Source organism: Chryseobacterium urinae, assembly GCF_030518295.1.
Taxonomy (GTDB): Bacteria; Bacteroidota; Bacteroidia; order Flavobacteriales; family Weeksellaceae; genus Chryseobacterium; species Chryseobacterium mucoviscidosis.
On record NZ_JAULSJ010000003.1, the window covers coordinates 84,794 to 96,467 of the forward strand.

The window sequence follows — 11,674 nt, forward strand, 5'->3', positions numbered from 1 at the left end:
TTTTATGTTTGTTAGTTTATACTAAGTTATTTTCTACAAGGTATTCTGCAATCTGTACCGCGTTCGTTGCGGCTCCTTTTCGCAGATTGTCTGCCACGATCCAGAGATTCAGAGTTTTGGGCTGCGAAAGGTCTCTTCTTATCCTTCCTACGAAGACTTCGTCTTTTCCTTCCGAGTACAGCGGCATCGGATATTCGTTGTTTTTCACGTTATCTACCACCACAACTCCCGGAGTTTCTGATAAGATTTTTCTTACTTCGTCAAGATCAAATTCATTTTCAAATTCAATATTTACACTTTCAGAATGCCCTCCCTGAACCGGAACTCTTACTGCGGTTGCGGTTAAATTAAAGGTATCGTCCCCTAAGATTTTCTTAGGTTCTTTCATTAATTTAATCTCTTCTTTCGTGTAATCGTCGTCTGCAAAAACATCACAGTGCGGCAATGCATTTTTGAAGATCTGATAAGGATATACTTTTGCAATAGAATCGTCTCCGCTGATTTCTCCGTTTAACTGATCTACAGCAGCTTTACCGGTTCCTGTTACGGATTGGTAGGTAGAAACAATTACTCTTTTTAAATCGTATTTTTTGTTCAGAGGTCCTAAAACCATTACTAACTGAATAGTGGAACAGTTCGGATTTGCAATAATTTTGTCTTCTTTCGTCAATACATCTGCATTGATTTCCGGAACCACCAGTTTTTTATCAGGATCCATTCTCCATGCTGAAGAATTGTCGATTACTGTTGTTCCCGCTTCTGCAAAAAGAGGAGCGAATTCCAGAGAAGTTCCGCCACCGGCAGAAAAAATAGCAATATCCGGTTTGGCAGCTATAGCGTCTTTCATGCTTACAATCGTAAATTCTTCCTGTTTATACTTCACCTTATTACCTACAGATTTTTCGGATGCTACCGGAATTAGTTCGGTGATAGGGAAGTTTCTCTCTTCGAGAACTTTAAGCATAACTTGTCCAACCATTCCTGTTGAACCTATTACAGCTACTTTCATTGATTTAATTAAAAATTATTTTGTTAATATATTTATGCCCCGAAGACTCTCGCCCATGGGAACGCGAATGCAAATAAACCTACGGCAATTAATCCCATAATTACGACTCCTAAAGAAATCGTAGGGTTTGTTTTTACTTTTTTGTTAACGATCGTCATTAAAACAGCGGCGATCAGCATAGAAAACGGATGTTCTACGTATTGAAATCTTAATGCTGAGTTTTTCATCACTTCACCCATATTTAAACCATTAGAGAAATTGATAATCAGCATTACCAATCCCAATAAGAATTGAACATGGAAAAAGATCATCGTGAAAAGAGTGGTCTTCTTAAGGAAGTTATTTACTTTTCCACTGAATCCGAACATGGTTGCTAAAAGTGCAATAACAAACAGCGTCACCAAAAGAATTTCCAGATATCCGAATCCTTTGTGAGCATTAAGTAAAATGTTGTAAAAGTCCATATTTATTTTTTTCTGTTTTTCAGACACAAATATAGCAAAAATCCCGGCGAAAAGCCGGGATTGATATTTATAAAATCTAATTTATGTATTTATTAGAAGTTGAAAGACAGGGTTGCAGACCATGTTCTTCCGTATCCGAAATAAACCTGGTTTTGCTGGCTTACTCCATTCCATGTTCCTGCTGCCTGATACGCCTGATAGTTAGACGTTAATGTTGCAATCTGAGCAGTGGTTAATGGTGTTGACTGTAGAGGTTTATTTACTGCAATATACTGATCTAAAGTTAATCCGGTTTTGATGTTTGTATTAGATTCAGCAATGTAAGTCTTATCCAGCAAGTTATAAACATTACCTCTAATCGTAAAGAATTGTTTAGGATTGTTTAATTTGATTTTAAAAGATATTCCTAAATCAACTAAACCATAAGAAGGTAATTCTAAAGCACCTTGGTTTCCTGCATCCGGATTGGAGAAGTTAAGAAGGTTTAAGTTAGCATATAAATTTTTAATTCCTCTATAGGTTCCGTCGAACGAGAACCAGTCTGTTGGTTTGAAAGTAAATCCAACTGCTGCTGAAGTTTGTGCTGCTCCACCAACTTTAACTTTATCTATGTAAAGAGTCTGAGTATCTGCACTGATCAGTTCATTTGTTTCGCTAAAGATGTTTCCTTGTGCATTTCCTTTATAGTACCAGTCTCCCACAGAAAGCATACCGTACAGGCTTAACATTTTGTGAACATTAGCATTTGCTTCAATTTCAAATCCTTGGTGAATTTCTGTAATTCCCTGAAGGTTTGAATAAGCAGTCGTTGTTGAAATTGTTGAACTTGGATTAGCCGGATCAGGATAAGTATAAGATAGATTACCTCTTCTTAAGAATCTGTCTCTCCACTCAGTTCTGTAAAGGTTCAAATTAGCTGTGAAGATACCAGAACGGAATCCATATCCTGCCTCAACACCGAAGATTTTTTCATTCGTTAAGTTCGGATTTAAGTAGTTTTTGTTATTTGGGTAAACAGCATTAAGGAAAGGCTGCTTAGAATAATATCCGATATTTACAAAAACGTTGTGCTGATCATTAATGTTATAATTAGCACCTGCCTTTACATTATATCCTACAATATCTTTAAAGCCTGTTTTTTCATACAATAATGGATTTGTAGCGGTTGGCTGAGCAATAGCGGTAGATGTTGCTGAGTTTCTGAAACCTGCTTGCTGACCATTTAAAAGGGTAACTCCATCGATGATAAAGTGATCGATTCTCTGGAATGACTGGTTAGATAATGCCCCTGAAACAAATGCAGATAATTTATCGTTAGAGTACTCTAATTGACCAAATCCTCCATACCATAGAACTTCACCATCATTGTTATATCCTACCATATCATCCATGCTGTTTCTTTTTCCTCCGAAAGGATTGAAAGTAGGTTCAGCTTTAAATGTATTGGAAACTACTCTTGGAGTTACAGTATATAAATTTCCTGGAGCAGTGTAAAAGTTTTTATTCGTATTATCTTTGTATCCTGCTGCTCCATAAAGATCAGAAAGTACCTGATAATGATATCCGTAATAATATCTGTCGTCTGTACCGATTGTGAAGTTTAAGTTATCATTAATTTTGTGATTAAAACTAATAATTGCTCCAAACCAGTTATGAGAGTTGATAGATGATCTTCTTACTAAAGTGCTACCTGCTGCTGCAGTGTTTAGATTAACATTTGCGTTTGTAGCAAAAATTCTGTCATAGGCAATTTGTCCGTTTGCATCAACAAAAGAATTTACTCCTCCTGTTGCAGTACCTACACCTGTTGAGATTCTACCTAAATCTCCAGTTCCTCCACCTCTACCGAAAGAAGCATAGAATACTGAATTTAATTTAGATTTTGAACTGATATTCCAATCCCAGTTTAATGACATTACTGGTTTGTGATAGTAGTTTACTCTGTTTGATAAAACTTCACCGTTTCTCCATCCCCAGTCTGCGTTGTATCTTCTGTTAGGAGTTCCGTCATTATCAGAATTATATTTAATGTAATTTTGAATAGTAGAATAGGTTGTTCTCTGATTGTGCCATTGAGGAGCTCCCGTAATGGTAAACTGGAAATCATGTTTTTTATTTGGCTGATATCCTAAGGCAAAATAATAGTTATAGCCTTCGAACTCAGTTCCGTCTGCGTACATTGATCCGGCAGTTCTGCTCATTAAGAATGAAGAAGACCATCCTTTTGCAGATTTACCTGTATTGTATGCAAATAAAGTTTTTAAATAATCATTATTACCAAGACCCAAAGAAACAGTTCCTCCCTGTTTTTTATCAGCAGCTCTTGTTAATACGTTAATTGTACCTCCAACAGAAGCAATGGCTAATTTTGAAGATCCAAGACCTCTTTGTACCTGCATTGCAGAAGTTACATCAGAAAGTCCAGACCAGTTAGACCAATAAACAGCTCCGTTTTCCATATCATTCACGGGAACACCATTTACCATTACAGCAATGTTTTCCTGTGCGAATCCTCTAATGTTAATTTTAGAGTCTCCAAAACCTCCACCCGCTTTTGTAGCATATACAGATGGGGTTGTATTTAAGATTTCAGGGAATTCCTGATTTCCTAATCTTTCAACGATTTGCGCTTCTTTGATTGTTGAAACTGCTACAGGAGTTTTTCTATCTTTTGCGATATCAGCAACTCCAATTAACACTACCTCGTCAATGTCTTTAGACCTTGTATCTTTTACAGTGTCCTTAACCTGTTGAGCATAATAAACGCTAGCTGTGGATAATGTAATTATCGCAGTTAGCATTGATTTGTTGATTAATTTCATAATCGTTAGTAATAGTTAGATTTAATTTTCTGCAAAATTGAGGAAATTTATTTTAACTAATATTAACTGTATGTTAATTTTTAAAGGTTCTTAATAAGGTTTAAAATATTGATTTACAATGTATTGAATAATAATTGAGATTTCGCATGAAAAAAATCACATTATTGAATTTTTAACAAATCGGCATCATTTTTAATAAAAATTCAATGCTATTTCACGGCTTTGAGGCTTAAATCCATATTTTCTGCTGAGTGGGTAAGTGCCCCTGCAGAGATGTAGGTAACGCCTGTAGAAGCGATTTCTTTAAGCTGGTCACGGGTAATTCCGCCTGAAGCTTCACTTTCACAGGAACCGTTAATTAGCTTTACTGCTTTCTTCATAGTTTTTACATCCATGTTGTCGAGCATGATTCTGTCTACCTTTGCATTAATAGCTTCCTGAACTTCATCCAGATTTCTGGTTTCAACTTCTATTTTAAGTTTTTTCTTGTTCTTTTTGATGTAATCTTTTGCCATTTTTACGGCATTCGTAATGCTTCCGTTATAATCAATATGGTTATCTTTCAGCATGATCATGTCATAAAGACCGTATCGGTGATTGGTTCCGCCGCCAATGGCAACTGCCCATTTTTCGCATACCCTGAAATTGGGAGTTGTTTTTCTGGTGTCCAGAAGTTTTGTTTTGGTTCCGATGAGTCTGGAATCCCAGTCATGCGTTAATGTTGCAATTCCGCTCATTCGCTGCATGCAGTTTAAAACCAGTCTTTCCGTTGAAAGGATTGATCTTGCGCTTCCGGTTACGATAAAAGCAATATCCCCAAATTTTACTGCATCTCCATCCTTTACAAAAGTTTCAACTTTTAAGTTTTTATCAAAAGTTTTAAAAATAATTTCAGCGAGTTCTACTCCGGCAAGAATGCAATCCTGTTTTACCAGTAGTTTTGCACTTTGCTCCAGATCTTTCGGGATAGTGGAAAGCGTAGAATGATCGCCATCCTGAATATCTTCTTCAAGAGCGTTTTTAATAAACTGTTTTAAAACTTTATCTGTAACGTATGCGGGTCTTTTCATGAGTCTAATTTTTTTAATTCATTTTCCACTTCTTCAATTGACGGAAGATGCGATTTGAAATTTTCGGGTAATATTTTTTTGAGTTCATAGGACGAAATTCCTAACGGTTTATGAAGATCTGTAAGAGAATATTCTGCAATGATTTCGTTTTTATCTTTACAGATAATCATTCCTACAGTTGCATTGTCGTTTTCATCTCTTAGTTTTTTGTCGACAGCAGTTACATAAAAATTTAACTTGCCGGCAAACTCCGGTTCAAAATGTCCTGTTTTCAATTCGATTACAATATACCTTTTTAATTTAAGATGATAAAAAAGTAAATCTATAAAGAAGGATTGGTTGCCAACAGAAATTTCAACTTGTTTTCCGACAAAAGCAAATCCACTTTCTAATTCTATTAAAAATTTTGAAATATTTTCGGTTAATGCCTTTTCCAGTTCCCTCTCTTTATGATTTTCTGTAATGTTTATAAAATCAAAAATATAAGGATCTTTGAATGTTTCACGGACCAGTTCACTGTCGTAATCAGGAAGTGTTTTTGAAAAATTATTAATTGTTTTTCCTTGGCTTTCAAATAGTTTCCCAGAAATCATGTTAATTAAAATAGCACGACTCCAGCCATTTTCTATTGTCTTCTCGATATAAAAATGAGCTTCTGCCTGAGTTTTACATTTTGTGATTAAGACAATATGATGTCCCCAGGGAATGAGGAAAATATGATGCATCAAATCGTCAACAACTTGTTGACGATTTTTATCTGTTTGATTATAAAATTGATAGAATCTTTTACAATATTTCAAATTGCTTTCGGAAAGTCCTTTGATTTCAGGGAATTCTGTGCGTAAATCCTTACTTAATTGTAAAAAAAAGCCGGAGCCATAAGTATTTTCAAAATTTCGTTCAGAGATTTCTTTTCCCAAATCCCAATACATTTCTATCAAAGCGGAATTCACCTGAATGGCTGCTTTGATCTGGCTTTGCTGAATTTTTTGTTTTAAATTTAAAATCCAGCCAATATATTGTTCATTGTTCTTATTTAGCATATCAGAAAAATATAGCTTATGCCTGAACTAAATCTTTATTATAAAACGCACCTTTATTCTCCGTCATTTCCATAGACTGCGTAATGATGAGGTGGGCAACGGTTGTTAAGTTTCTTAGTTCCGACAACTGTGGCGAAAGAATAGAGTAATGGTAAATTTCGTTCACTGCGGCAGCGATTTCCTGATGTTTTTGCAAAGCCATATTCAGACGGCGGTTGCTGCGTACAATCCCTACAAGATCGCTCATCATTTCCTGAAGCTGTTTTCTAAGGTAGGAAACGATCACCATTTCGTCCATGATTTTCATTCCTTCTTCATCCCATTCCGGAACGGCTTTCAGATCGTCGAAGTTGAAATTATTTTCATTTAAAAGTTCAACGGTTTTCATTGCAGCATTGTGCCCGAAAACCAGTCCTTCCAATAATGAGTTGGAAGCCAGTCTGTTCGCTCCGTGAAGTCCGGAATTGGTACATTCTCCCACTGCAAAAAGATTTCGGATAGAAGACTGTCCGTCGCGGTCAACCTCAATTCCTCCCATCAGATAATGACAAGCCGGAACAACGGGAATTAACTGTTTAAAAGGATCAATTCCTTCGTCTTTACATTTTTTATAAATATTCGGGAAATGTTCAAGAAATTTTTCATGACTCATTTCACGGCAATCCAGTCCTACAAATTCGTCTCCGGTAATTTTCATTTCCGCATCGATAGCTCTGGCAACAATGTCTCTGGAAGCAAGCTCTTCACGCTCATCATATTTGTGCATGAATTTTTCGCCTCTTTTGGTTCGTAATTTGGCTCCGTCTCCACGAACAGCTTCCGAAATTAAAAACAACATTCCATCAAGCTTGCTGTACAGCGCAGTTGGGTGAAACTGATAGTACTGCATATTGGAAACCTTACCTTTAGCTCTTGCCACAAAAGCGATTCCGTCTCCTGTTGCGATTGTCGGATTTGTGGTGTTTTTGTAAACGTGTCCCGCTCCTCCGGTTGCAACAAGGGTTATTTTTGAGGTGATTTTTTTAATAGTTTTGGATTTTTCATCCAGAATATAGGCTCCGTAGCAGTGGATGTCGCCTTCATTCAGTTCTTTTCCCGGAACGTGGTGCTGTGTAATAATATCAATTACGTAATGATGATCGAGAATCTCAATATTCGGGCTGCTTTTTGCGGTCTGTAAAAGCGCTCTTTCAATTTCAAAACCGGTAATATCTTTGTGGTGTACAATTCTGTTTTCGGTATGTCCTCCCTCTCTTCCTAAAGCAAATTCGCCGTTTTTTTTGTCAAAATTTGCCCCCCATTCTACAATTTCGTTGAATCTTGCAGGCGCTTCCGTAACCACCATTTCTACGACATCGCGTTTGTTTTCGCCGTCTCCGGCACGCATCGTATCAGCAATATGTTTTTCGAAGTTATCATTTTTAGAATCTGTAACCACCGCAAGACCGCCTTGTGCATATTTGGTATTGCTTTCATCTTCGTCCGATTTTGTTACGATGATTATTTTGGCATCAGGAAGCTGCTCAGAAATTTTTATGGCATAGGAAAGTCCCGAAATTCCGGAACCGATTACCAGTACATCCGCTTTTATCATATCCTTAGTTTAAGACAATTGTCTAAATGGTTAAATAAATTTAAACAATTTTTCGTTTGGTTTTCTTACTTTTTTCATGTGCTGGAAATGATCTTCCTCCGAACGGTATCCCAAAGCGAGGGTTACACTTACTTTTTCGGTATCAGGATTTATCTCCAGAATTTCTTCTATAAGTTCCTGTCGGAAGCCTTCCATGGGGCAGGTGTCTATATTTTCTATCGCTGCTGCATACATGAGATTTGCCAGAACGATGTAAGACTGCTTTTCTGCCCAGCTGAAAATTTCATCCTGTGTTTTTTGATTAATATGCTGATTGATGCTGTTTTTAAAAAGATCCAGTTTTTCCAGCGGTGTTTCTCTTACTTTAGAAATGTGCCGGAAATAACCGTTAATGTAATTGTCGTCCACGATTTTTTTGGAAACAATAACAATGAGATGAGAACAGGTGGAAATCTGTGACGGATTGTAGAATGCAGGAATTAATTTCTGCTTCATCTCCTCACTTTCCACGATAAGAATTTCGTAAGGCTGAAGACCAAGAGAACTTGCCGATAATTTTCCGGATTCAAGAATATTATGCAAAATTTCCTGAGGAATAATTTCTTGATTAAATTTTTTTACAGAGTATCTTCTGCTTAAAGCCTCTAAATAATTCATAATTCAAATTTAAGAATTGAATGCGAATTAAATAAGTTTAAAATAAAATATTTCTTCTAAATAAGGCATAAAAAAAGATCATCCGTTTTTTCGAATGATCTTTAAAAAGTGTTATTCTATATTTTTTACCAAAACCCAGCCATTGTAAGAGGTCTGAGTATTGTTTTTGTCATTTTCATTCCAGGTAATGGTATACCAATAAGTTCCTGTCATTACTTTTTTACCGCCGGTTGTTCCGTCCCATTTGTAGTTTCGGATTTTGTCCGCTTCGTACATTTTATTTCCGTATCTGTCATATACCGTGAACACCAAATTCTTTTTATATGCTAATGCGGAATAATCAATGTAATCATTTTTATTATCTCCATTCGGAGTAATGGCATTCAGGAGATTCGGAACTGTAATCTGAACTTGAATTGGAGCGCAATTGTATGCATCTTTTACATATACGACCACTTCACCTCTTGCAAGACCTGTAAAGACATTAGAATCCTGCCAGTTTATCCCGTCTAAAGAGTATTGATACGGTGTTTTTCCACCTTTCACATTCACCGTAATCGTGTTATTTTTTATATCAATCGTTGCAATTACAGGCTGCTGCGAAGGATTTACCCTTACAGTCTGCTGTGTTGTGCATCTTCCTGATTTCAGTTGTACCCAGTAAATTCCTGTAGTTACATTTGAGATAGACTGAGTGGTTGCTCCTGTGCTCCATAAGTAACTGTCAAAGCCCGAACCGGCATCCAAAGTGATTTTCGCATCGATACAGATGATTTTATCTTTTAATACGGAAGAATAAATTGGCGCTAAAACTTTTAATGTAATTTTTGCAAGAGTCCAGCAATTGGTCACATTCGTAATTCTTACATACACTACCGATGAGGTACTTACGTAAGCTGCGGGATTCAGGATCTCATTTGTTCCGGCTAAAGCATCTGCCTGTGTCTTAAAATATCTTTTGGTAATGCCTGTTGCAGAAGTTACGTTTGCCTGTGTAAGGTTAAATAAACCTGTAGTCGGTGCATTTTCAATAAAGCACGACTCTAAAGTAGCATCAGTAGTGGCAATCTGAGGATAAAATGCTAAAGTAATTGCAGCAGAACCCTGACAGCCAAGCGGAGTCGTTACTTTTACATATACGGTTCCCGCAGCAGAAGTGTAGGCTGTAGGATTGGTGATTTCATTCGTTCCTGCGTTCAGATCCGCCATGTTTTTGTAATATTTCTTGGTAGAACCTGTCGGTTCATTTACATTGGCAAGCGTAAGATTGTAGGTTGCCGTTCCTGTATTGTTGTTATTACATTCCGTAAGCGTTGCAGGGGTTGCTGTGAATGGAGAAAGGTTTAACTGAATTTTTCCGTCCGGATTATCACAAAGCAATCCTGTATTGTCTTTAATTAAAACGGAAACTGAAGTATTTGCACTGAACTGATAGTTGGTAGGATTTGTAATCGGAGTTCCGCCTACACTGTACGAGAACGTATAATTGGCAGGATTGGTTACAAACTGTCCCTGATAAGATGTTAAATTTACCGTTCCTTGTCCTGTTGCAGGATTCGGACAAAACGTATCCGTAACCAAAGTTTGGTTAAGGGCTACTTTATCAATATAAACTTTTACGTTTTTAATAGATTGTCTTGCGCTTGCTCCTCCTGTAGAAGCAGAAAATCCGAAATAACCGGTCGTCATGGTAGCAGCCGCTCCGGAAGGGGCAAAAGACTGGCTTACAATCGTAGTTCCGTCGATTTTCAGGGTGATGATCCAGCTTGCAGGAGCCGCAGGATTTACCTGTCCGTTTACTTCAACATGTCTGAAAGTAGTTCCTACAAAAGGCTGGGTAGGATTAAGATCCGGAGAGTGAAATGTACTTCCGGCAGTATTGTTGTATTCGATGTTTGATCCTGTTGTGTTATTGGTTCCATATAAAATATGAACCTTGCTCATCTGTGCTTCTGTGGTATTATTAAAGATGTCAAAACCTACCATTAATCCGGTAGAGTTTGCAGGAATTCCCAATCCTCCGCCAGAGGTGTAAGAAGCGGGTGGATTTGCCAGATACCAAAAAGCAATACCGTCTCCTCTTCCGTAAGCCGTTGTTCCGTTTCCGTCGATTCTGAAATCAAATTCCACTCTCCATTTATCGCAGTATTTTAGATTGATGGGAGAGTCTAATTTAATGCCTCCTACCTGACTGATCTGGTCTGCGGTAAGCTGGATGAAGTCTGTATTTACAACAGCGGCAGGAACGATATTCCAGCCTGTCGTGTTTACGGGATTTCCGGTAAGCTGATAGGTTTGCGACGAAATTTTTCCGAAGAAGCAAAATAAGAAGAGGGATAAATACAGGAGTAAATTTTTATTCATTTATTAGTATACTTAAAATTAGACGTGTAAATATATTAAATCCTGATTAAATAATATGTATTTAATATTAAATTTACCTTATTTAGTATTTATTTTGTAATAAATGATAATAAAAATGAAAGAATACTGAAAAGTGTTTTTCCGAATCTTGTAATTTTAGATTAAAACAAAGTGTTATTTTCGAGATTTTCGAAGAAGGAATCGACCTCTAAATTTTCAGAGGCAGCAGCGGTTACGGCAAGTTTGTCGCACAATTCGTTTTCAAAGTGTCCTGCATGGCCTTTAATCCAGTGCATTTTAGGCTTGTGTATATTATAAAGTGCCACAAATTTTTGCCACAGATCGGGATTTTTTACATTTTTCCACCCTCTTTTGATCCATCCGGATAACCAGTTCTGGTTTATGGCATCCGAAACATATTTACTGTCTGTGTAAATATGAATTTCGTTGTCAGGAGATTTCAGTTTTTCCAAAGCCGTAACTACAGCTAAAAGTTCCATCCTGTTGTTGGTGGTTTTCCGGAAGCCTTTTGAAAATGTTTTCTGATAATTTTTTTCAGGCACGCGCATGAGAATTCCATATCCGCCTTTTCCGGGATTTCCGCTGCACGCTCCATCGGTGTATATTTCAATTTTCATTTTTAATTCTTAA

9 protein-coding genes are annotated in these 11,674 nt (G+C 37.0%); all 9 read right to left on the reverse strand.

The window, feature by feature from the left end; translation table 11 throughout:
* Positions 1-16 precede the first annotated feature (16 nt).
* Complete coding sequence (locus QWT87_RS02820) at positions 17-1,009, reverse strand: aspartate-semialdehyde dehydrogenase (protein WP_302713410.1); 993 nt, start codon at positions 1,007-1,009, stop codon at positions 17-19.
* Positions 1,010-1,041: 32 nt separating this feature from the next.
* Entirely contained in the window at positions 1,042-1,473 is a 432-nt protein-coding gene (locus QWT87_RS02825) for a hypothetical protein (RefSeq protein ID WP_087708792.1), read from the reverse strand.
* Between the two features lie 92 nt (positions 1,474-1,565).
* Complete coding sequence (locus QWT87_RS02830) at positions 1,566-4,295, reverse strand: TonB-dependent receptor (RefSeq protein ID WP_302713413.1); 2,730 nt, start codon at positions 4,293-4,295, stop codon at positions 1,566-1,568.
* Positions 4,296-4,504: 209 nt separating this feature from the next.
* Positions 4,505-5,365: a carboxylating nicotinate-nucleotide diphosphorylase gene (gene nadC, locus QWT87_RS02835; protein WP_273076252.1), complete on the reverse strand. Its 861-nt coding sequence runs from the start codon at positions 5,363-5,365 to the stop codon at positions 4,505-4,507.
* On the reverse strand, positions 5,362-6,408 hold the full coding sequence (locus tag QWT87_RS02840) for a PDDEXK nuclease domain-containing protein (RefSeq protein ID WP_302713418.1): 1,047 nt from the start codon (positions 6,406-6,408) through the stop codon (positions 5,362-5,364). The genes nadC and QWT87_RS02840 overlap by 4 nt, the downstream gene beginning before the upstream one ends.
* Before the next feature lie 16 nt (positions 6,409-6,424).
* The gene (gene nadB, locus QWT87_RS02845) at positions 6,425-8,002 is read right to left on the reverse strand and encodes an L-aspartate oxidase (protein WP_302713420.1); all 1,578 of its coding nucleotides are present in this window, start codon (positions 8,000-8,002) and stop codon (positions 6,425-6,427) included.
* Between the two features lie 30 nt (positions 8,003-8,032).
* Positions 8,033-8,659 (reverse strand): NAD(P)H-dependent oxidoreductase, encoded by a 627-nt coding sequence (locus QWT87_RS02850; RefSeq protein WP_302713422.1) that lies wholly within the window; start codon positions 8,657-8,659, stop codon positions 8,033-8,035.
* A gap of 111 nt (positions 8,660-8,770) precedes the next feature.
* Positions 8,771-11,023, reverse strand: a complete 2,253-nt coding sequence (locus QWT87_RS02855; protein ID WP_302713424.1) for a T9SS type B sorting domain-containing protein — start codon at positions 11,021-11,023, stop codon at positions 8,771-8,773.
* Between the two features lie 161 nt (positions 11,024-11,184).
* On the reverse strand, positions 11,185-11,661 hold the full coding sequence (gene rnhA / locus QWT87_RS02860; RefSeq protein WP_302713426.1) for a ribonuclease HI: 477 nt from the start codon (positions 11,659-11,661) through the stop codon (positions 11,185-11,187).
* Positions 11,662-11,674: the final 13 nt, after the last annotated feature.

What these genes read in the sequence shown, in the direction of transcription:
- QWT87_RS02820 (WP_302713410.1), bottom strand. Translation starts at nt 1,009, where the DNA reads ATGAAAGTAGCTGTAATAGGTTCAACAGGAATGGTTGGACAAGTTATG.
- rnhA (WP_302713426.1), bottom strand. Translation starts at nt 11,661, where the DNA reads ATGAAAATTGAAATATACACCGATGGAGCGTGCAGCGGAAATCCCGGA.
- QWT87_RS02850 (WP_302713422.1), bottom strand. Translation starts at nt 8,659, where the DNA reads ATGAATTATTTAGAGGCTTTAAGCAGAAGATACTCTGTAAAAAAATTT.
- nadB (WP_302713420.1), bottom strand. Translation starts at nt 8,002, where the DNA reads ATGATAAAAGCGGATGTACTGGTAATCGGTTCCGGAATTTCGGGACTT.
- QWT87_RS02840 (WP_302713418.1), bottom strand. Translation starts at nt 6,408, where the DNA reads ATGCTAAATAAGAACAATGAACAATATATTGGCTGGATTTTAAATTTA.
- nadC (WP_273076252.1), bottom strand. Translation starts at nt 5,365, where the DNA reads ATGAAAAGACCCGCATACGTTACAGATAAAGTTTTAAAACAGTTTATT.
- QWT87_RS02825 (WP_087708792.1), bottom strand. Translation starts at nt 1,473, where the DNA reads ATGGACTTTTACAACATTTTACTTAATGCTCACAAAGGATTCGGATAT.
- QWT87_RS02830 (WP_302713413.1), bottom strand. Translation starts at nt 4,295, where the DNA reads ATGAAATTAATCAACAAATCAATGCTAACTGCGATAATTACATTATCC.
- QWT87_RS02855 (WP_302713424.1), bottom strand. Translation starts at nt 11,023, where the DNA reads ATGAATAAAAATTTACTCCTGTATTTATCCCTCTTCTTATTTTGCTTC.